This window comes from Polynucleobacter sp. SHI8, assembly GCF_027944005.1.
Classification (GTDB): Bacteria; Pseudomonadota; Gammaproteobacteria; order Burkholderiales; family Burkholderiaceae; genus Polynucleobacter.
Genome location: NZ_AP027204.1, coordinates 1151320 through 1172570, shown reverse-complemented (window position 1 = coordinate 1172570; position 21251 = coordinate 1151320). Strand labels below are relative to the sequence as shown.

The following is a 21251-nucleotide window of genomic DNA, read 5'->3' as shown; positions in this document are numbered from 1 at the left end:
CCCAGTGAAAGTTTTAAATGTGAGTCTGATCAATCACTTCCGGTGGAGCTTGTATCAATTCAATCAAAACACCAAACCCAGAAATGGGAAATTCTTCGTTACTTTTTGGATGAATAAAAATAATGTCATGTCCATCACCACCACGACGAATTCCACCTGGCGCAAAACGCACGCCATTTGCTGTTAACCACTCCACGGCCTTCGGTAAGTCATCTACCCATAAACCAATATGATTGAGAGGAGTTGTGTGGACTGCAGGCTTCCTTTGAGGATCTAGTGGTTGCATGAGATCAAACTCAATGGGATGAGCACCAGCGCCAACTGTAAAAATATCTTCATCTACATTTTCTTTTTCAGAAATAAAGTTCGTCTTAAATGTAAAACCAAGCATATCTTGCCATAGGGTTTTTATTTCATTTTTATTGAGTGCGCCAATAGCAATTTGTTGAACCCCTAAAATCTTAAATGGTCTTTGCATCTTTTTATCCCTTATCAAATTTGATGATCATTTGATCGACTGATAAACTCTCACCTTTTTTCGCCAATATTTGCGCAACAACTCCTTCGTGTTGAGCTAACATCACATTTTCCATTTTCATGGCCTCAATCACTGCCAACTTTTGTCCTACTTGAACCTTTTGCCCAACTTCAACCGATACCTCAGAGAGTAATCCAGGCATTGGTGAAAGGAGGTATTGAGACATATCTGGCGGTGCTTTAAACGGCATGAGTCTTTGTAAATCCGCCTTACTTCGAGACATCACCATAGCTTGAAAACGAATACCGTTATATAAGAGTTCATAAAAAATAGATTGCCGATTGGCTTGTAAAACAATCGGTGAATTATTTACTAATCCCTCAAAAATGATTTCACCTGGACGCCAGTTACTCATAATGTCAAATTCTTTATCTTGAATGACGACATGATCACCATCCCCATCTGCTTCAATCTCAATCGGAATAAATTCTTGTTTACCATGATCACCAATCACAACGGTCAATTGATTGGTTACTTGTGAACTATGACCCTCTAACTGACCGGTAATATTTCCCGATCGATTGACATATTGCAAATGAATCGAGCCAGCAATCGCACTCAATAATAATTTAGTATCGTTATCTAAACTTGCCCCCATAAAACCTTGCGGAAAGTGCTTACTAATAAATCCAGTATTGATTTGTCCTGACTGAAATTCAGGATGCTGCATTAGCGTCGCTTGAAACGGAATATTTGAATCTATTCCCCGAATCACAAATTGATTCAAAGCAATTTGCATTTTGCCAATAGCTTCTTCACGAGTACTACCGTGAGTAATTAATTTAGCAATCATGGAATCATAAAACATGGGGATTTCACCACCTTCATATACTCCCGTATCGACTCTGACGCCATCAGTTTTCCGAGGTGGTTGATACTTTACTAAGCGACCCGTGGATGGTAAAAATTGACGATAAGGATCTTCGGCATTGATTCGGCATTCAATAGCCCAGCCATTTCGCTGAACGTCCTTTTGCCCAAAAGTTAATCTCTCACCTGCAGCAACCCGAATCATTTGCTCCACTAAATCTAAGCCTGTAATCATTTCAGTTACAGGATGCTCAACCTGTAAACGTGTATTCATTTCTAAAAAATAAAATGATTGATCTTTACCGACAACAAATTCAACGGTTCCAGCAGATTGATATTGAACTGCTCGCGCTAATGCAACAGCTTGTTCACCCATGGCTAAGCGTGTTTTTTCACTGATAAATGGGGATGGTGCTTCTTCAATAACTTTTTGGTGTCTTCTTTGAATCGAGCATTCACGCTCCCATAAATACACAATGTTGTTAAATGCATCGCCCAAGATCTGGATCTCAATATGTCTGGGCTCTTCAACAAACTTTTCTATAAAAATACGATCATCACCAAAAGAGTTTCTTGCCTCATTTTGACAAGAAGTGAATCCGTCGAAAGCTTCTTGATCGTTATATGCTACTCGAAGCCCTTTACCCCCTCCTCCAGCAGATGCTTTGATCATGACTGGATAACCAATTTTTTTCGCAATATCGACTGCCAGATCTGCATTTCCAATTGCCTCATTGTGACCTGGGATAGTATTGACTTTCGCCTTTTCTGCTAGTTTTTTGGAAGCAATCTTGTCACCCATTGCAGCAATAGAATGATGTTTGGGCCCTATAAATATAATCCCTTGTTCTTCCACAATGCGGGCAAACTCTTCATTTTCTGAGAGAAAGCCGTACCCTGGATGAATTGCTTGAGCACCTGTTGCCTTACATGCGGCAATAATGTTATGCATGACTAAATAAGATTCTCTTGAGGGCGCAGGCCCTATGCAAACCGACTCATCAGCTAATTCCACATGACGCGCATCTTGATCTGCTTCTGAATAAACAGCGACAGTTTTAATCCCCATTTTTTTTGCTGTTTGAATAATTCGGCAAGCAATTTCACCTCGGTTAGCAATCAGTATTTTTTGAAACATCATTTTTTTCCCATCCGAATTTATAGTGGAATATTGTCGTGTTTACGCCAAGGATTTTCGAGCTCTTTATTCTGAAGCATGACCAAGGATCTTAAAATACGTTTTCTTGTCTCATTGGGCATAATGACATCATCGATATAGCCTCGACGTCCTGCAACAAAAGGATTTGCAAATTTAGCCTTATATTGAGCTTCTCTTGCGGCTAACTTTTCAGGGTCTGACTTTTCATCGCGGAAAATAATTTCTACAGCACCTTTTGGTCCCATCACAGCAATCTCTGAAGATGGCCAAGCAAAATTTACATCCCCTCGTAAATGTTTCGAAGACATCACGTCATAAGCTCCGCCATAGGCTTTCCTGGTAATGACAGTAATTTTTGGCACGGTACACTCCGCGTATGCAAACAGAAGCTTAGCGCCATGTTTAATAATGCCACCATATTCCTGTGATGTACCAGGCATGAATCCTGGTACATCTACAAAAGTAATCACTGGGATATTAAAAGCATCACAAAACCGAACAAAACGTGCAGCTTTGATTGAGGATTTAATATCTAAACAGCCTGCCAAAACCAGTGGCTGATTGGCAACTATACCAATTGTTTGTCCCTCCATGCGACCAAAACCAATAATGATATTTTTTGCATAATCGGGTTGAACTTCAAAAAAATCACCATCATCAACTGTCTTTAATATCAACTCCTTCATGTCATAAGGCTTATTCGGATTGCTCGGTACTAGAGTATCTAAGGAGTAATCTATCTGATCAGAGACTGAGGAGCTTGGACGAAATGGTGGCTTTTCACGATTAGACAAAGGTAAATAATTAAAAAATCTACGCAACATTAAAATCGCTTCAACATCATTTTCAAATACTCGATCACACACCCCAGACTTCGTTGAATGGGTTAGCGCTCCACCCAACTCTTCAGCAGTAACTTCTTCGTGCGTCACGGTTTTAACTACCTCTGGGCCAGTTACAAACATATAGGAGCTATCTTTGACCATGAAAATGAAATCTGTCAGTGCGGGGGAATAAACCGCTCCACCGGCACAAGGTCCCATAATGAGTGAAATTTGTGGAATAACTCCGGAGGCTGTTACGTTCCTCTGAAATATCTCCGCATACCCACCCAAAGAAGCCACTCCTTCTTGAATTCTGGCGCCTCCTGAATCATTTAATCCAATTACAGGCGCACCAACTTTCATTGCTTGATCCATAATTTTGCAAATTTTTTCAGCATGCGCTTCAGACAGTGACCCACCAAACACCGTGAAATCTTGAGAAAAAACAAATACTAATCGGCCGTTAATCATGCCATATCCAGTCACTACACCGTCACTGGGAACAGACTCGTCCGCCATATCAAAATCCGTGCAGCGATGCTCAACAAACATATCCCACTCTTCAAATGAACCTTCATCAAGTAATAAATGAATCCGCTCACGTGCAGTTAATTTACCTTTTTGATGTTGAGCCTGGATACGCTTTTGTCCTCCACCAAGATAGGCTTGTTCTCGTTTTGCCTCTAACTGTTTAATGATATCTTTCATCATAATGCGCGAGAAACCTCGGCATTCATGCCGGGGAGGGATAGCGCGGATTGCAAAGCAATCCCCTTGACTCGACTTTGTTTGCTATCTTGGTTAAACAAATATCCATAGCCATCTGCACGTTGAACTACCTTGCAGTATTTATGCGATACACCTTGAATGACACCAGCGTTGGTGCTGATGTTAAAACTACCTGATTCCCGAATGGCGACCTTGCCAAAATAAGAGCCGATCTTCTTACCTTTAGTGACTTCGGCTCGGACGATATCTCCCGTTGCAAAACCATGTACTTGCTTTTGACGCAGGCAATAGCCGCGCGGGAAACCGTAAGAATCTAATTTGGTTCTTGCGTAGGTTCCACGACCAGAGCACTTGATGGAGAGCGTAGGCTTTTGCCAATCGGAAATGAACTCAACATGACCAGTACAAGCAGCGTCCAGGGCATGGGTTTTGGGTATCTTGTTTTGTAAACGATTAAATTTTGTTTGACCACCGGTGCCTGTTTTCACAACAATACCCATCGTCTTTAGTTCGTTAAACAGCCTCCAGCGCGTGGAGTTCACTGCCGCCGCGTCTTTGAGAGGTGCTTTTGCTTGCGCCAGAATTTTCGCCAAGCGTGTTGGATCGCTTGCTAAAAACTCCCGTATGTCTAGATTATCTTTCTTCTCGTTGCAAGGTCTGCAAGCAAGTGTGAGATTGGAGATACGATTTGAGCCACCTTTTGATTTTGGGTGAATATGCTCAACCTCAAAAGGCACATTCTGAGCATCGCAATAAGCACAAGCACGATGCCACTTGTTGAGTAGATACTCACGCACCTCGTAGCCGAGCAGTGTGCCTTGCTGATATTCGACACCAGATATCTCTGGATTTTCGAGCTTTTGTGTATCGAAGCGGACTAACTCTTGCGTGATAAGAGGCACTGGAGACCAGCGCACGATCCGATCAACCCATGCAGTTGTGGTATTGACGCGGTGCATCAGCGATGGCGCTAACCAGCCTCTTTGCTTGTTGCCACGATTTAAAAAGCGAGCCTGCCGATACCTCGTATGACGATTTCTACGAGTTCTTCGCAGCGCTCGTCTTTGTTCTAACCTCTTGCTAATGAAAGCACCACGATGTATGAGTTCGAACAGATTTAAAACTGCTTCAGTCGAACCATCTACGCGGTTTAATGCCACACCAGTTGTTTTACTGCCTGGATCGAGCTTGAGATTTAACTCTTGGAACTCACAATCCTCTGCAAAGCGGTCCACGAGTCGGATAACCATCGGATACAGGCGATGAACACGTGCACGACCTCGTTCGAGCAAGATTCTTGCTCGGCGCTCCGTGCATGGCATTAAAGGCTTGCCGCGTTTATCTAAAACAAAGACCAACTAAAACTCCTTTTAATAAAAAAATACTGCTACTGCTATTACTGCACTGTTACTACGTATCCCTTACGGGATCTTGTTACGACGCCTAACGGCGTTCTCCCTTCGACAATGTTAGCAGTCAGCTCGTAGCGATGTTTTGCTACCGAAGTAATCGTTGGCAGTTTTACCTTGCTGCTTCTTCGACTACTTCTTGCAGAGCTTGGAACTAAGGAAGCATTCCAAGGTGCGTCTTGACGACTTACTGCTAACGTAGTAGCGGTGTTCTGCTAATGAGTCTGGTCAACCTGGCTCTTAAGGCTTTTGACCCTTCAAGCCCCTTCCTTTAGGAAGGGGTAGTTGACAATTACGCCTTACTTTTGAAATCAGTTTTAAAAACATCTAATATTTTTCTTGCTGCAACTGATGCAGCGATTGATCCCTGTTCAACTTGTTGTTGTAATTCTGGTAAGAGCAAAGATACTCCAGCATGTTCTTTAAACTCTTGTGACAAACCAGATTGGATTCGCTCCCACAACCAAGTTTTTGATTGATTCATCCGCCTTTGACTAAAAAGTCCATTCGATTGTTGTATATCTTGAAACTCTTTCATCTTTTGCCAAAGAGCCTCAAGGCCAGTCCCATCTAGGGCACTCATAGAAATAACTTGTGGATTCCATTGCTGGTTTGATATCGAGAAGTGGTCAACATGACCATGCTGACTAAATATCCGCAGGGAGCCAACAATATGCGCCATCGCTCGCATCGCTGCATCTGGATCGATATCGGCTTTATTAACGACAACTAAGTCAGCAATTTCCATAACCCCTTTTTTAATGGCTTGTAAGTCATCTCCTGCATTTGGTAACTGAAGAAGAACAAACATATCAGCCATTTTTGAGACAGCAATTTCGCTTTGTCCCACGCCAACTGTTTCAACTAAAATAATGTCATATCCAGCAGCTTCACAAACCAACATAGTTTCTCTTGTTTTTTCTGCAACCCCGCCTAAATTACCCGACGAAGGCGTTGGGCGAATAAATGCATTGGGGTGAACAGATAAATGTTCCATGCGTGTTTTATCACCTAGAATCGATCCACCAGAAATACTCGAGGACGGATCAATTGCTAAGACTGCAACACGGTGACCTTGAGCAATTAAATACAAGCCTAAGGACTCGATTAAGGTCGATTTACCAACTCCAGGGACACCAGAAATACCAATCCGAAAGGATTTTCCTGAAGAAGCAATCAACTCATTCAAAATATGATCTGACTCTACTCGATGACTCGCCTTGGTCGACTCAATTAAGGTAATAATCTTTGCCAGTGATCGGCGTGCTGCCGTATTCACTTGCTCTCGACCACTTAATAAGTCAGTCACCAATGGATGAGAATGATCCGTCATGAATTATTTTGTAGCTTCTAGGGCTTTGCGGATATGCTCCAAAACATCTTTAGCAGATGCGGGTATGGGAGTACCAGGGCCGTAAATACCTTTGACTCCTGCTTCATATAGAAATTCGTAGTCTTGTTTAGGTATAACCCCGCCAACAAACACGACAATATCTTTTCCACCTTGACGCTGAAGTTCTTCAATGATCGCTGGAACTAAGGTGTTATGACCAGCAGCTAGGGTCGAGATACCCACTGCATGCACATCATTTTCAATGGCTTGGCGCGCACACTCGTCAGGAGTCTGAAACAAAGGACCCATATCTACATCAAAACCCAAGTCTGCAAAAGCTGTAGCAACTACTTTTGCACCACGGTCATGGCCATCTTGTCCTAACTTAGCAATCATCACTCGTGGACGGCGTCCAAACTCATCACCAAATTGAGCGATTTCTTGTTGTAGTTTTTCCCAACCCTCGGCTGAGTCATAAGCAGCAGCATACACACCGGTCACCTTTTGCGTATCAGCACGATGACGACCATATACTTTTTCTAACGCATCAGAAACTTCACCGATCGTTGCTCTTAGTCGAATCGCAGCAATTGTTAACTGTAATAAATTTCCCGATTGCTGCTCAGCAGCATCTGTAATCTCTTGTAAGGCTTGTGACACTTTGACTGAATCTCGAGCGGTTTTAACTGCTTGCAACCTGGCGATTTGATTATCTCTTACTTGAATGTTATCAACGACTCGAACATCAACTTCACCTTCCTCGTCGAGCTGGTATTTATTAACACCGACAATTACATCTCTACCAGTATCAATATTGGCTTGCTTTTGGGCAGCGGCTGCTTCAATTTTAAGTTTAGCCCAACCACTTTGCACAGCTTTAGTCATACCTCCCATGGCTTGTACTTCTTGGATGATCTCCCAAGCCTTATCAGCCATTTCTTGAGTAAGTTTCTCCATCATATAAGATCCAGCCCATGGATCAATCACGCTGGTTATATGCGTTTCTTCTTGAATAATTAACTGCGTATTTCTGGCTATTCGTGATGAAAATTCGGTAGGTAAAGCAATCGCTTCATCAAAGGAATTCGTATGTAATGATTGCGTCCCACCAAATACGGCTGCCATCGCTTCAATACTAGTACGAACAATATTGTTATAAGGATCTTGTTCTGTTAAGGACCAACCTGAAGTCTGGCAATGCGTTCTCAACATCAATGACTTTTGGTTTTTAGGAGCAAACTCTTTCATAATTCTCCACCAAAGAATTCGGGCCGCACGTAATTTAGCTACTTCAAGATAAAAGTTCATGCCGATGGCAAAGAAAAACGATAATCTACCTGCAAAATCATCGACATCTAAACCCTTATCCAAAGCAGTTTTTACATACTCTTTGCCATCAGCAAGGGTGAAAGCTAACTCAAGAGACTGATTAGCACCTGCTTCTTGCATATGATAGCCAGAGATGGAAATCGAATTAAACTTTGGCATATGCTTGGCGGTATATTCAATAATGTCACCAATAATGCGCATGGATGGTTCTGGTGGGTAAATATAGGTATTACGCACCATGAACTCTTTTAAAATATCGTTTTGTATCGTGCCAGAAAGCTGGTCTTGCTTAACACCACTTTCTTCTGCTGCAACGATATAACCCGCCAAGATGGGTAATACAGAACCATTCATGGTCATGGAAACAGAAACCTTATCCAAAGGAATCTGATCAAATAGAATTTTCATATCCTCGACAGTATCAATCGCCACACCTGCTTTTCCTACATCACCGGTTACCCTTGGATGATCAGAGTCATACCCTCGATGAGTTGGTAAATCAAATGCAACTGATATTCCCTGACCACCACCAGCTAATGCTTTACGATAAAACGCATTGGACTCCTCAGCCGTTGAAAATCCAGCATACTGACGAATCGTCCATGGTCGAGACGCATACATCGTTGCTTGTGGGCCGCGAATAAAAGGCTCAAAACCAGGCATCGTTTTGGTAAACGATAAATTTGCTAGGTCGTCTTGGGTATATAAAGCTTTTAAAAATATATCATCAGGTGTTTTCCAACCAAGCTCATCTGAGTTTTTATTCGGTGATGATTTAGCTGCTAAGGCCTGCCATTCTTCTTTACTTGTTTCTGGAAAACTTGGCCATTGTTGAGGTGTTGACGAATGATCTGACATATATTCTTTCTGCAATTTAAATAAGCATTTTTTATTATAGGTATAAGAATAACATTGACAACTCAAATAATACATAGTTAAATGAATTATGAATTATGAATTCAAATTTATAATTTAGTGTATTGAATATTAAAAAATTAATTAAATATTTCTATAAATTTCATTTAATATCAATAGTTTATAGATTAAATCTCATCAATAATTTAAAGTCAATATGAATCAAACCTTAGCAAGTAAACCTCTCTATGAAGAAGTCGCCGATTTGATTCGAGGAAAAATATTTACGCATGAACTCACACCTGGTAGTTGGATTGATGAAAAATCACTTACTACTCAATTTGGTATCAGTCGCACTCCCCTGAGAGAAGCTCTAAAAGTACTTGCCTCTGAGGGTCTTATTACCATGAAAATACGTCGTGGCGCGTATGTTACGGAAGTCGACAAGCTTGAGATTGCTCAAATTTTCCATGTCATTGCTCTACTGGAAGGTAATGCCTGTAAAGTTGTCGCAAATACAGCAACTGATCAACAATTAGAATGGCTTGATGGGATTCATCTCAGGCTAGAAAAAGCTGCAGCTGATCGAGACATCGATCGTTTTTTTGAATTAAATCAGGAATTTCATGACAAAATCCAAGAAATATCCGGTAATCGCTGGATGCGAAAGGTCATCACAGATCTAAGACAAGTACTGAAGTTGCAACGCAGAAACTCACTCACGAAATTAGGCAGACTCGAGCAATCGCTGCAAGAACATCGTCAAATTCTATCTGCCATCATTGCTAGAAAAGGTGACATTGCTCAGGAATTAATGATCAACCACCTTCAGCAAGGTCAAGTTGCAGCCAGTTAAGACTACTTTTTAAGTACCAAATCACTAGGAAGTGTTGCAATATAGGCTGCCATATCTTTTAATTGCGCAAGATTAAATTGCTTCGCTTGTCCAGCCATGATCGCATTGCCACGACCAACTTGTGGATTATTTTCAACTTGATAGGCTTTTAATGCATAAAAAAGGTAATCTTGATGCTGTCCAGCAATCTTTGGATAATTAGGAGCAATCGGACTTTTTAAGTCAGGTCCATGGCAAGAAGCACAGTTATTTTTTTCAACTAATGCTTTACCAGACTCAATACTCGCAGCAAATGAACTAGAAGCAACAATAAACGATACAGCAACGATAGATACAAAACGTTTCATATTTAACCTTTCAAATACATTTCTTATTTAAGCTTATTGGCTTTGGTTTCGGCATTTTGTGCAGCATAGTAAGCTGCTAAATCAGCCATATCTTGATCTGAGAGTGATCCAGCAACGCTACGCATTGTGGGATGCTTTCTTTCACCTTTTTTGTAGGCTTGAAGCGCAGCAACGATATAACCAGGAGATTGGCCACCAATCAATGGTACCGTATAAATTTCAGGGACGGATGAGCGATAACCGGGAATGGCATGGCATCCAGCGCAAAGTCTGACGTTTTTGGCACCTTGCTCAGCATTACCTTGAATTTCGGCTGCATGAACTGTCAAACTAAGTGCTGTAATGGATAAGGTTAGGGAAAGTAATAATTTTGTAGGGGCTGTAACTTGGATTTTCATCATTTTTAATCTAATTTAAAAAACAAACTTTATAAGATAATAGTATAGAGGATAAGTATGAATGAAGAGTTCATTTGTAGAATTCAAGCAAATTATTTAAGGATTATCAATGACAACGACCAGTCAAAGCTTTCAGGGCTCAACAAATTATGTTGCAACTGATGATTTAAAAATGGCAGTCAATGCCGCAATTACGTTACAACGCCCACTTCTCATAAAAGGTGAACCCGGTACAGGAAAAACGATGCTAGCTGAAGAAGTGGCGGCATCTTTAGGTATGCCTTTGTTACAGTGGCATATCAAATCAACTACGAAGGCCCAGCAGGGCCTTTATGAATATGATGCTGTCAGTCGTCTGCGTGACTCTCAGCTAGGTGACATTAAGGTTCAAGATATTCGTAATTACATTGTTCAGGGAGTTTTATGGCAAGCATTTACCGCTTCCGAACCAACGGTCTTATTGATTGATGAGATTGATAAGGCTGACATCGAGTTCCCAAATGACTTATTAAGAGAACTAGATCGTATGGAATTTTTCGTGTACGAAACTAGGGAAATGATCCAAGCCATTCATCGTCCTTTAGTCATCATTACTTCTAATAACGAAAAAGAATTACCTGATGCTTTTTTACGGCGTTGCTTTTTTCACTATATTGCCTTCCCAGATCCAGTAACTATGCAAAAAATCGTTGATGTGCATCATCCTAATATCAAGAAAGATCTTTTAGCAACCGCTCTACAAACGTTTTATGAGGTTCGAAATCTCCCGGGACTCAAGAAAAAACCATCCACTTCTGAACTTATCGACTGGCTCAAACTTCTCATGGCTGAAGATTTATCTGCTGATGATCTCAAAAGTAAAGATGGCAAAGCATCTATCCCTCCTCTTCATGGAGCACTTTTGAAAAATGAGCAAGATGTACATTTATTTGAACGATTAATTTTTATGAATCGTCAAAATCGGTAAAGTATCTGTATGCTGATTGACTTTTTCTATGCTCTAAAAAAATCGAAGGTGCCGGTTTCGATTCAAGAATTTTTAACCTTGTTAGAGGCTTTAAAAAAGCAAGTAATTACGCCTTCTATCAATGATTTTTACTACCTCGCACGGCTGACACTTGTCAAAGATGAAAAATTTTATGACCGTTTTGATAAAACGTTTGGTACATATTTCAATGGTATTGAAAATTTTCTTGAACTTTACCCAGATATTCCCCTCGAGTGGTTAGAAGAGAAGTTAAAACGTGATCTCACTCCAGAAGAAAAAAACGCCTTAGAGAAATTTACAAGCCCTGAGGAGCTCATTAAGCGTTTAAAAGAGTTATTAGACGAACAAAAAGAACGTCATGAAGGAGGTAGTAAATGGATTGGAACTGGTGGCTCTTCAGCTTTTGGCAATAATGGGTATCATCCTGAAGGTGTTCGCATCGGGGGTAAATCAGCGGGTAATCGGACCGCCATCAAGGTCTGGGATGAACGCAACTTTGCTGACTATGATGACTCAGTCGAATTAGGCACAAGAAACATCAAAATTGCTTTGAGACGTCTTCGTCGTTTTGCTAGAGAAGGCCAACAAACGGAGTTAGATCTTGATCAAACAATTACTGCGACAGCTACGAATGCAGGATTTTTAGATATCAAAATGCGCCCAGAGCGGCATAATCAAGTCAAAGTGCTTCTATTAATGGATGTCGGTGGCTCCATGGATGATCACATCGCCCGGGTTGAAGAACTTTTCTCAGCGGCCAGTTCTGAATTCAAGCACTTAGAGCATTATTACTTTCATAACTGCTTGTATGATTTTGTATGGAAAAATAATCGACGCAGGACGCTTGAAAAAATACCTACGATCGATATTATTCGAAAGTATGGGTCAGACTATAAATTAATTTTTGTAGGTGATGCCACCATGAGCCCCTATGAGATTTTGGCTGTTGGTGGCTCTGTAGAGTACTCCAATAGTGAACCAGGAGCTACTTGGATCAATCGCATGTTAGATCACTATACACATCATGCTTGGCTCAATCCAGAACCGGAACAGGTTTGGCAGTATCGACAATCGGTTTCGATTATCAAAGATCTTATGAAATCAAAAATGTACCCAGTTACTATTCAAGGTCTCGAGAGCGCCATGAGAGATCTATCAAAATAAAACATTATCATAGAGCTATTAGCTAAACTGAATCTATAGGAGTCTCAGATGAACCGAATGATTAACACCCCCTCTCTTTTAACTCAACGTATCAAAGCTTTAGGTATCAAGATTCCAAAAGCAACTTCGCCTACAGCATCATATGTCATGGCAAGCCATGTCGGTAATCTCGTGTATGTCTCAGGACATATTGCCAAAAAGAATAATCAAGTATGGGTTGGTAAGCTTGGCTTAAACATGACTACAGATGAGGGTAAATTAGCTGCGCGGGCTGTGGCTATTGATATCCTAGCAACATTAGATAAGCATTTAGGCGATTTAGATCTAGTGGAGCGCATCATCAAAGTAACTAGTCTAGTCAACTCTACTCCTGAATATACAGAACAACATCTCGTCACGAATGGTTGCTCAGATTTACTGGTAGATATTTTCGGTGATGCTGGCAGACATGCGAGAAGCGCATTCGGTGTGGCTCAATTACCTCTGGGTGCTTGTGTAGAAATTGAGCTAGTAGCAGAGATCCGTAATTTTATTTAAACCTGTTGCAACTTCGCATCTTTAAGTTTAGGTTCAATCGCATGACCTTTCCTGGCCCTTTGCGCTTTAAAATCCATTAAAGTTTTATAAGAGACATTTACGGATGTCGGCTTTCCAGAACGCCCTAAACCATCCATTTGCAAACCTTTTGGTCCAAATGCAATCGCACTTTGCAAAGACTCTTTGGCATCAAGATCCATTAATATAACGCCCTTACCACCTGCTTGAAGTCGTTTTAAATCCGCGGTCTCAAAGGTCAATAAGCGCCCATTACCAGAAAGGCAAGCAACCATATTCATACCTTCACGGACAACTTGTAAAGGCAGCACACGATCACCACCCTCAAATTTTTCATCAACACCAACGAAACTCTTACCAGCCTTATTCCTGGTCACCATATCACTCACGTTGGCTAAAAAGCCATTACCCGATGCTAAGGCAATCAACAGTAAATCATCTCCTGAACCTGCGTAATAAGAAACCATCTGCGTTCCAGGTACTAAATTGATAAATGAGGTGTAAGGAGATCCGTCTCCTCTAGCTCCAGGTAAGTCGGAGACAGGGACGCTATATGCTCGACCATTACTACCAATTCCAATCATGACATCAATAGTTCGACATTCATAGATCGCAAATAATGCGTCACCTGCTTTAAATGCAAATTGTGATACATCATGTCCATGGCCTTGGCGAGAACGTACCCAACCCTTCTGGGAAACAATCACGGTAACTGGCTCATCAATAATTTTCGTTTGGACAACACTACGTTTTTCTTCTTGAATAAGTGTTCTACGATCATCGCCAAAAGTCTTCGCATCTGCTTCAACTTCTTTGATGATTTTTTTACGCATAAGAGTGTCGCTTCCCAACAAACTCTCCAAATCTTCTTTTTCAGACTTTAACTCTGATAACTCTTGCTCAATTTTGATAGCTTCAAGCCTAGCTAATTGACGTAATCTAATTTCTAAAATATCTTCAGCCTGACGATCAGATAATTTGAAGGCTGCCATTAAATCAACTTTAGGCTCATCACTATTACGGATAATTCGAATCACTTCATCAATATTCAACAGGACAAGTTGACGTCCTTCAAGAATATGCATGCGATCATCAACTTTACCTAGACGATGCTGCGTCCGTCGCGTCACCGTCTCGATGCGAAACTGAGCCCATTCTTGAAGAATAGTCAAAATCCCTTTTTGCCTTGGACGTCCGTCTGTGCCAATCATGACAAGGTTGATCGAAGCATTGGATTCTAAAGAAGTATGGGCTAATAAAAAGTTAGCAAATTCTGCTTCGTCAATGTTTTTAGTCTTTGGCTCAAACACCAAACGCACGGCAGCGTCCTTACTTGACTCATCTCGGACTCCATCTAACAGCGCCAAAGTAGCTTGTTTGAGGGAATTTTGTTCTGCTGTTAAAGCTTTTTTACCTACTTTAACCTTTGGATTGGTTAGCTCTTCGATTTCTTGCAATACTTTTTGCGTGGAGGTGTTCGGTGGTAATTCATTCATGACCAACTTCCATTGGCCTCGAGCCATCTCCTCAACGCTCCATCTAGCTCTGACTTTCAAACTACCGCGTCCTACTTTGTATATTTCTGCAATTTCCTCTACGGAAGAAATAATTTGTCCGCCACCGGGAAAGTCGGGCCCCGGAATCAAAGACAAAATTTCATCTTCATTGATCTTTGGATTTTTTAATACCGCAATACTAGCAGCAGCAACTTCTCTTAAATTATGTGATGGTATTTCAGTTGCCATCCCTACTGCAATTCCAGATGCACCATTCAGGAGAACAAACGGGAGTCTTGCCGGCAATAAAGCAGGCTCTTCCATCGTGCCATCATAATTTGGAATAAAATCGACAGTTCCTTGATTGATTTCCTCAAGTAACAAACTGGCAATTTTTGTCAATCTTGCTTCGGTATATCGCATGGCAGCAGCACCATCACCATCACGTGAGCCAAAATTTCCTTGGCCATCAATGAGTGGATATCGAAGACTAAAATTTTGTGCCAATCGAACTAAAGCATCATAAGCAGATTGATCACCGTGTGGATGAAATTTACCCAATACATCACCAACGACCCTAGCACTTTTCACTGGCTTAGCATCAGCTTTTAAACTCATTTCATTCATCGAATAAAGAATTCGACGTTGAACTGGTTTTTGACCATCTGCTAACTCAGGTAATGCACGTCCTTTGACCACACTAATTGCATAATCTAAATAAGCACGCTCTGCATAATTAGCAAGCGTCAATGTATCTGTAGGTTCAGGAGGTATGTTAGAAAATAAATCTGGTTCGTTATTCGACATAAATTATTCTTGATTAAATATCCGCTTCTACTTCATTACCATGCTCTTCTAACCAATTCCTTCTTGCAGAAGATTCTGATTTACCCATCAACATATCCATCATCTTATTGGTGTCGGTTAAGTTAATCTCACCTGTCAAAATCGGTAAAAGTCTTCTTGTGTCAGGATTAAGAGTGGTATCCCATAATTGCTCTGGATTCATCTCACCTAAACCTTTAAACCGAGAAATTTGCCAACTACCATCTTTCAAGCCATCTTTTTTGAGCTTATCTTCAATTGCAGTTAACTCACCACTATCTAATGCATATATTTTTTGTGCAGGCTTTTTACCACGAGCGGGTGCGTCAACACGAAACAATGGTGGCCTTGCAACGTAAATATGTCCGCGTTCAATCAGTTTAGGGAAATGCTTATAAAACAGCGTTAACAATAAGACTTGAATGTGTGATCCATCGACATCGGCATCCGATAAGATACAAACCTTACCGTAACGTAAATTACTCAGATCAGGGTTTTCATTCACGCCGTGAGGATCTACCCCAATTGCAACAGCAATGTCATGAACCTCATTATTGGCAAATAATCGATCTCGCTCTGTTTCCCAAGTATTTAAAACTTTCCCGCGAAGGGGCAAAATAGCTTGATATTCTTTATTACGTCCCATCTTTGCAGATCCACCAGCAGAATCACCCTCGACTAGGAAAATCTCATTAATAACAATATCTTCACTTTCGCAATCAGTTAATTTGCCAGGCAGGACAGCAACTCCTGAAGACTTTCGTTTCTCAATCTTTTGTCCCGCACGGGTTCTAGCCTGCGCTTGTTTAATGACTAATTCAGCTAATTTTTTACCATAATCAACATGTTGATTAAGCCACAGCTCAAGAGCTGACTTTACAAATCCGGAAACTAATCTGACAGCATCACGCGAATTTAATCGCTCTTTAATTTGCCCCTGAAATTGTGGATCTAAAACCTTCGCCGATAAAACAAATGACGCACGTTGAAACACATCTTCAGGCATCAGCTTCACCCCCTTGGGTAAGAGAGCATGCATATCGATAAAACTTTTCACTGCATTGTATAAACCTTCACGTAACCCACTTTCATGGGTACCGCCAGCAGTAGTTGGAATAAGATTCACGTAACTTTCCCGAACTGGAGCGCCCTCTTCTGTCCAAGCAACAATCCAAGAAGCTCCTTCGCCCTGCGCAAAGTTCTCTTCACCAGCACGATCAGGTTCTGCAAAATGCTCCCCATCAAACGCTGGAATGAGCAACTCACTATGTCCAGCTTGCAACATCGCTTCGTCTAAATACCCCTTCAATCCATTCTCATAAAACCAAGACTGTGTTTCACCAGATTTTTCTTGGATCAGGGTTACCTTGACTCCAGGTAATAAAACAGCTTTAGACCTGAGCAAACGTTGTAATTCGGCAAGAGGAATCACAGCAGAATCAAAATATTTAGCTTCTGGCCAAGCACGAACTCGCGTACCTGAAGATTTTTCACCTGAGGCAATCGCTTTACTAGAAATCTTATCTACTAAAAATCCATGTTCAAATGCAAGGGTGGAATATTGTTTATCGCGCCAAACCTGAACTTCTAAGCGCTTAGATAATGCATTAGTAACAGAAACACCGACGCCATGAAGTCCGCCAGAAAATGCATATGCTCCTGCATTGCCTTTTTCGAATTTGCCACCTGCGTGTAATTGAGTAAATACAATTTCTACAACAGGTATTTTCTCCTCAGGGTGCAATCCCACAGGAATACCTCGTCCAAAGTCTTCCACACTGATACTTTGATCAGTATGTAGCGTTAATATGATTTCTTTACCATGCCCCCCCAAGGCCTCATCCGATGCGTTATCAATAACTTCTTGAATAATATGCAGAGGATTATCTGTTCTGGTGTACATCCCCGGTCTTTGTTTAACTGGCTCTAAGCCTTTTAAGACCTTAATGGATGATTCGCTATATTGTTCTTTACGTGTTGCCATAGTTGGAAATTGTAGCTTGAATATGAATCTCTCTAAAAAACCGTGTTTTTTGAGACTCCTTTACTAAATCTTATCAAGTTTCAAAGTCTTTCTGAAACAAGTTCATGATAATAAAATAATCATATATATATCAATTACTTTGTGAATTGTTCTGAAGGATTTACAATGTTGGATGTATGTCCCTGTAGTTCAATGGATAGAATAAGCCCCTCCTAAGGGCTAGATACTGGTTCGACTCCAGTCGGGGACACCATTTAGCAATTATTTATTTTCATTTTTGGTACCTTTTCAATACTTTTAAATACCTTGTCAATACCCTATTAGGATAAATACTAAGATACTTATCCACAGGTTTTGTGGATAAGTAAAACAAAAATCATAAAATATCTAAGAATATTAGGGCTTGAGCTGACTTGCTAATTTTTTAAGCAGCATAAAAAAAACTAATAAATAATTTTTCAGAAATTGATTGCTTTTTTTTAGAGAACACAAATTATTAGTGAAATCCCTAATAAAAATTGGTCCTTACTTTTAACGTAAATGCACATGAATAACTATCAATTAAATACAAACTCGAGATCTGCACTAAGGGAAATTATTGAGACCTCTTTTCGAAATATCCCACATGATTTATTACCCGTTCAGTTGAATGATCAAATCATTGGTTATGTCACTCATACGATTTTTGTGGCGATACAAAATTTCTTGGATCAAGAAGAACAAAATATCAACTTCATTCATTGTGCAAATCAAAAAATCATTATTGATGCTACAACACCAAACCTATTAAGTATTGAACTTCGAATCCTGGCGCAGTATTTAAGAGAGATTCATCTTCTCACGGGCTGGAGAGACGAAGAGTTTTCTTATATTGATGAACATGCTCATGAACGCTTTCGGGTGGAGAGAACTTTCTTTCGTGCCTTCGGCTTTCATAGTCGCGCCATTCATATCAATGGATATACGTATAATCAACAACTATGGTTAGCACGTCGCAGTAATACAAAGCATATCGACCCCAACCTCTTAGACAATATAACTGCTGGTGGAATTGGTGCAAACGAAACATTGCTTAACTCTGCTCATCGAGAATTACGTGAAGAGGCGGGTATTGTCTCTGAACTAGCTCAGCAATTAAACCCGATTAGTTCCATCACAGTGAGAAGAGGTTTAACTGATTCAAGTTTGCATCATGAAACTTTATATACCTATGATCTTGAATTGCCCATCACATTTCAACCACAAAACCAAGATCAGGAAGTCAGTGATTTCATCTTAGTAGATTACGAACAAGCGCTTAAATATGTTCTCAATGAAGAACTAACTATCGATGCTGGTGTGGTTACTGCAGATTTTTTATTGCGGCACTGTTAAGGTCATTAATACATGCTCGATACCAGCTTCCATAAATATTTCTGGATGAGCAATAAAGCCTAATTTTTTATAAAAGAGCTGACTGATACTTTGTGCATGGATACAACACTCAGTTGCCCCTTGTTGTCTTGCATGTTGAATCAATGTCTTCATTAAATATTCACCGTATCCTAAACCACGGTATCTTTTTAAAACACACAATCGACCAATAAAAAAGACATTACTAGTAATTTCTTTTTTAAATACCCTTCCAGTTCCAACTGTAAGACCATCGACCCATAAAAGCGCATGCGTTGCCTCGATATCATATTCATCTAACTCTAAATCTAAGGGTACACTCTGCTCGTTTACAAAGATTTCCGTACGTATGGGAAGTGCGATTTCTTCAGCCTGCTGCCACTTCAGTAATTGAATATCCATGAATTCGTAGTAAAATTTGCGTTGTTGTAAGAAAAAAAGTTATAATACTCTTTTATTCCCTGATAGCTCAGTCGGTAGAGCGACGGACTGTTAATCCGCAGGTCCCTGGTTCGAGTCCAGGTCGGGGAGCCAAAAAATTAACTTTAAATGACCACCTTTTCAGGTGGTTTTTTATTACCCAAAATTTTTAGCTAAACAATTTAAGGGCACTTAATCCAGTGCGATAGACCCCCCAAGCAAGAGGTAATCCCACAAAGCCCCAAGCTAGAACAATTTGCAAGGTAGTTGTTTGATTATTCGAGATACTTGTATTAGATACAGTGGCCAAACTCTTTTCATGCGCCAATCGTTTTTCTTCCGCCAATTCAGCATCACTCATGAACCATTTATCAGCTACTGGTTTAATGAGTAAATTACAAATCAAACCAATGAATAACATCCCCACTAAGATATACATGGTTTGGTTATACACTTGACTTTTAGGTATGCCTAAACCAAGTTGATAGTCGCGCATATAGTTCACTACGACAGGTCCTAAAATGCCAGCAGTTGACCAAGCCGTGAGTAAACGTCCATGAATAGCGCCAACCATTTGCGTCCCAAAGAGATCAGCAAGATAAGCCGGAATCGTCGCAAAACCGCCACCATACATACTTAAAATAATGCCAAAAGCAATAACGAAGGCAAATAGATTTCCGGAGTTCGCACTTGAGGGAACACTTGCATACAGAAGCCCTCCTAGGATGAAGAAAATTGTATAAGTGACCTTGCGGCCAAGCTTATCGGATAAGCTAGCCCAAAAGAATCTTCCAACAATATTAAATAAACTTAGCAAAGCAGTAAAACCAGCCGCTATGCCGGCAATGGTTGTTAATTGAGACTTGTCTAAGTCATTAAATTTAAGATCTAAGCCCATCAATTTTCCAGCAAAAACTTCTTGCAACATTGGGGAGGCCATACCAATCACCCCAATACCGGCAGATACATTCATCATGAGAACCATCCATACTAACCAAAACTGTGGAATCCCCCAGATCTTTTTAACATGTACACTGCGCGAAGTGATCATTGCGTTGCTGGTAGTTTTCTGAGGTGGAATCCAACCTTTTGGCTTCCAATCAGTCGCAGGTATGCGATAACTCATCGCTCCTACCAACATATAAATGATATAAATAACCCCCATTACCAAAAATGCTTTAGCAACACCTACATCAGTTGGTGTGGCGAAATTTTTAATTAATAGCGCTGCAAGAGGAGAGCCAATCATGGCGCCGCCACCAAAACCCATGATGGCCATTCCAGTTGCCATCCCTCGACGGTCTGGAAACCATTTGATCAACGTCGAGACAGGGGAAATATACCCAAGACCAAGTCCAATTCCACCAATCACTCCAGACCCTAAAATCATGATCCAAAATTGATGGGTGTAGATTCCAAAAGCTGAAATCAACATACCACCACCCCAACAGATGGCAGATACTACTCCTGCTTTTCTAGGACCAGATCGCTCCAACCATCCACCCCATATCGCCGCAGAAATTCCTAAAAAGACAAAAAATAAGGTATACATCCAACCTAAGGTGGAGATCTTCCAATCACAACTCGTAGTAAATAACTCTTGGAAAAAACCTACTTCCGGTCCACATTTAATTGCTTCGGTTAAACCTTGTGAAACAGCTAAAGATTTCGATAAAGGTAGCCAAAAAACGGAGAAGCCATATGCCATCCCAATACACAAGTGAATCGCAAGAGCTGCAGGAGGAACTAACCATCGATTAAATCCCGGGCCTGCAATCGTGTACTCTTTATTTAAGAAACTAAACATAGTATTTTTCCGCTTGATCAAGTAATTTAAAAA

The 21251-nt window shown here is 40.6% G+C and carries 17 protein-coding genes and 2 tRNA genes; 7 read left to right on the top strand and 12 right to left on the bottom strand.

Going from position 1 to position 21251, the window contains the following annotated elements:
• Positions 1-13: 13 nt before the first annotated feature.
• The 6 genes from QMN06_RS05900 to scpA form a co-directional block, all read right to left on the bottom strand.
• On the bottom strand, positions 14-478 hold the full coding sequence (locus QMN06_RS05900) for a VOC family protein (RefSeq protein ID WP_281971617.1): 465 nt from the start codon (positions 476-478) through the stop codon (positions 14-16).
• A gap of 4 nt (positions 479-482) precedes the next feature.
• Entirely contained in the window at positions 483-2486 is a 2004-nt protein-coding gene (accC, locus tag QMN06_RS05895; protein WP_281971733.1) for an acetyl-CoA carboxylase biotin carboxylase subunit, read from the bottom strand.
• 20 nt (positions 2487-2506) lie between these two features.
• Complete coding sequence (locus QMN06_RS05890; RefSeq protein WP_281971732.1) at positions 2507-4039, bottom strand: acyl-CoA carboxylase subunit beta; 1533 nt, start codon at positions 4037-4039, stop codon at positions 2507-2509.
• Entirely contained in the window at positions 4039-5418 is a 1380-nt protein-coding gene (iscB, locus tag QMN06_RS05885; RefSeq protein WP_281971616.1) for an RNA-guided endonuclease IscB, read from the bottom strand. The genes QMN06_RS05890 and iscB overlap by 1 nt, the downstream gene beginning before the upstream one ends.
• A 343-nt stretch (positions 5419-5761) precedes the next feature.
• Positions 5762-6802: a methylmalonyl Co-A mutase-associated GTPase MeaB gene (gene meaB / locus QMN06_RS05880; protein ID WP_281971615.1), complete on the bottom strand. Its 1041-nt coding sequence runs from the start codon at positions 6800-6802 to the stop codon at positions 5762-5764.
• A gap of 3 nt (positions 6803-6805) precedes the next feature.
• Complete coding sequence (gene scpA, locus QMN06_RS05875; protein ID WP_281971614.1) at positions 6806-8989, bottom strand: methylmalonyl-CoA mutase; 2184 nt, start codon at positions 8987-8989, stop codon at positions 6806-6808.
• 214 nt (positions 8990-9203) lie between these two features.
• Between scpA and QMN06_RS05870 the strand changes: the two genes are divergently transcribed.
• Positions 9204-9842 (top strand): GntR family transcriptional regulator, encoded by a 639-nt coding sequence (locus QMN06_RS05870; RefSeq protein ID WP_281971612.1) that lies wholly within the window; start codon positions 9204-9206, stop codon positions 9840-9842.
• 2 nt (positions 9843-9844) lie between these two features.
• Here QMN06_RS05870 and QMN06_RS05865 read toward each other — a convergent pair whose 3' ends face one another.
• Both QMN06_RS05865 and QMN06_RS05860 read right to left on the bottom strand, forming a co-directional pair.
• Entirely contained in the window at positions 9845-10189 is a 345-nt protein-coding gene (locus QMN06_RS05865; RefSeq protein ID WP_281971610.1) for a cytochrome c, read from the bottom strand.
• Positions 10190-10212: 23 nt separating this feature from the next.
• Positions 10213-10590, bottom strand: a complete 378-nt coding sequence (locus QMN06_RS05860) for a cytochrome c (RefSeq protein WP_281971609.1) — start codon at positions 10588-10590, stop codon at positions 10213-10215.
• A gap of 106 nt (positions 10591-10696) precedes the next feature.
• Here QMN06_RS05860 and QMN06_RS05855 point away from each other — a divergent pair, with 106 nt between their 5' ends.
• Genes QMN06_RS05855 through QMN06_RS05845 form a run of 3 tightly spaced genes read left to right on the top strand, consistent with a single transcriptional unit; the run spans position 10697 to position 13276 of the window.
• The gene (locus QMN06_RS05855; RefSeq protein ID WP_281971608.1) at positions 10697-11554 is read left to right on the top strand and encodes a MoxR family ATPase; all 858 of its coding nucleotides are present in this window, start codon (positions 10697-10699) and stop codon (positions 11552-11554) included.
• A 9-nt stretch (positions 11555-11563) separates the two neighbouring features.
• Positions 11564-12739 (top strand): VWA domain-containing protein, encoded by a 1176-nt coding sequence (locus QMN06_RS05850; RefSeq protein ID WP_281971607.1) that lies wholly within the window; start codon positions 11564-11566, stop codon positions 12737-12739.
• Between the two features lie 48 nt (positions 12740-12787).
• Complete coding sequence (locus QMN06_RS05845; RefSeq protein ID WP_281971606.1) at positions 12788-13276, top strand: RidA family protein; 489 nt, start codon at positions 12788-12790, stop codon at positions 13274-13276.
• Here QMN06_RS05845 and parC read toward each other — a convergent pair.
• Together parC and QMN06_RS05835 are read right to left on the bottom strand one after the other, a co-directional pair.
• Positions 13273-15597 (bottom strand): DNA topoisomerase IV subunit A, encoded by a 2325-nt coding sequence (gene parC, locus QMN06_RS05840; RefSeq protein ID WP_281971605.1) that lies wholly within the window; start codon positions 15595-15597, stop codon positions 13273-13275. The genes QMN06_RS05845 and parC overlap by 4 nt on opposite strands.
• A 13-nt stretch (positions 15598-15610) precedes the next feature.
• On the bottom strand, positions 15611-17599 hold the full coding sequence (locus QMN06_RS05835) for a DNA topoisomerase IV subunit B (protein WP_281971604.1): 1989 nt from the start codon (positions 17597-17599) through the stop codon (positions 15611-15613).
• A gap of 178 nt (positions 17600-17777) precedes the next feature.
• Here QMN06_RS05835 and QMN06_RS05830 point away from each other — a divergent pair.
• A tRNA-Arg gene (locus QMN06_RS05830) sits at positions 17778-17852 on the top strand.
• 293 nt (positions 17853-18145) lie between these two features.
• Positions 18146-18973 carry an NUDIX domain-containing protein gene (locus tag QMN06_RS05825; RefSeq protein ID WP_281971603.1) on the top strand — a complete coding sequence of 276 codons (828 nt, stop codon included), beginning with the start codon at positions 18146-18148 and terminating at the stop codon, positions 18971-18973.
• Here QMN06_RS05825 and QMN06_RS05820 read toward each other — a convergent pair.
• Positions 18956-19393, bottom strand: a complete 438-nt coding sequence (locus QMN06_RS05820) for a GNAT family N-acetyltransferase (protein ID WP_281971602.1) — start codon at positions 19391-19393, stop codon at positions 18956-18958. The genes QMN06_RS05825 and QMN06_RS05820 overlap by 18 nt on opposite strands.
• A 56-nt stretch (positions 19394-19449) precedes the next feature.
• Between QMN06_RS05820 and QMN06_RS05815 the strand changes: the two genes are divergently transcribed.
• Positions 19450-19525 (top strand) — tRNA-Asn (locus QMN06_RS05815).
• A 55-nt stretch (positions 19526-19580) separates the two neighbouring features.
• Here the strand turns inward: QMN06_RS05815 and QMN06_RS05810 are convergent.
• Positions 19581-21218: an OFA family MFS transporter gene (locus tag QMN06_RS05810; protein WP_281971601.1), complete on the bottom strand. Its 1638-nt coding sequence runs from the start codon at positions 21216-21218 to the stop codon at positions 19581-19583.
• Positions 21219-21251 lie beyond the last annotated feature (33 nt).

Coding starts and splice junctions, on each gene's coding strand:
- QMN06_RS05900 (WP_281971617.1), bottom strand. CDS start 478: ATGCAAAGACCATTTAAGATTTTAGGGGTTCAACAAATTGCTATTGGC.
- accC (WP_281971733.1), bottom strand. CDS start 2,486: ATGTTTCAAAAAATACTGATTGCTAACCGAGGTGAAATTGCTTGCCGA.
- QMN06_RS05890 (WP_281971732.1), bottom strand. CDS start 4,039: ATGAAAGATATCATTAAACAGTTAGAGGCAAAACGAGAACAAGCCTAT.
- meaB (WP_281971615.1), bottom strand. CDS start 6,802: ATGACGGATCATTCTCATCCATTGGTGACTGACTTATTAAGTGGTCGA.
- scpA (WP_281971614.1), bottom strand. CDS start 8,989: ATGTCAGATCATTCGTCAACACCTCAACAATGGCCAAGTTTTCCAGAA.
- QMN06_RS05870 (WP_281971612.1), top strand. CDS start 9,204: ATGAATCAAACCTTAGCAAGTAAACCTCTCTATGAAGAAGTCGCCGAT.
- QMN06_RS05865 (WP_281971610.1), bottom strand. CDS start 10,189: ATGAAACGTTTTGTATCTATCGTTGCTGTATCGTTTATTGTTGCTTCT.
- QMN06_RS05860 (WP_281971609.1), bottom strand. CDS start 10,590: ATGATGAAAATCCAAGTTACAGCCCCTACAAAATTATTACTTTCCCTA.
- QMN06_RS05855 (WP_281971608.1), top strand. CDS start 10,697: ATGACAACGACCAGTCAAAGCTTTCAGGGCTCAACAAATTATGTTGCA.
- QMN06_RS05850 (WP_281971607.1), top strand. CDS start 11,564: ATGCTGATTGACTTTTTCTATGCTCTAAAAAAATCGAAGGTGCCGGTT.
- QMN06_RS05845 (WP_281971606.1), top strand. CDS start 12,788: ATGAACCGAATGATTAACACCCCCTCTCTTTTAACTCAACGTATCAAA.
- parC (WP_281971605.1), bottom strand. CDS start 15,597: ATGTCGAATAACGAACCAGATTTATTTTCTAACATACCTCCTGAACCT.
- QMN06_RS05835 (WP_281971604.1), bottom strand. CDS start 17,599: ATGGCAACACGTAAAGAACAATATAGCGAATCATCCATTAAGGTCTTA.
- QMN06_RS05825 (WP_281971603.1), top strand. CDS start 18,146: ATGAATAACTATCAATTAAATACAAACTCGAGATCTGCACTAAGGGAA.
- QMN06_RS05820 (WP_281971602.1), bottom strand. CDS start 19,393: ATGGATATTCAATTACTGAAGTGGCAGCAGGCTGAAGAAATCGCACTT.
- QMN06_RS05810 (WP_281971601.1), bottom strand. CDS start 21,218: ATGTTTAGTTTCTTAAATAAAGAGTACACGATTGCAGGCCCGGGATTT.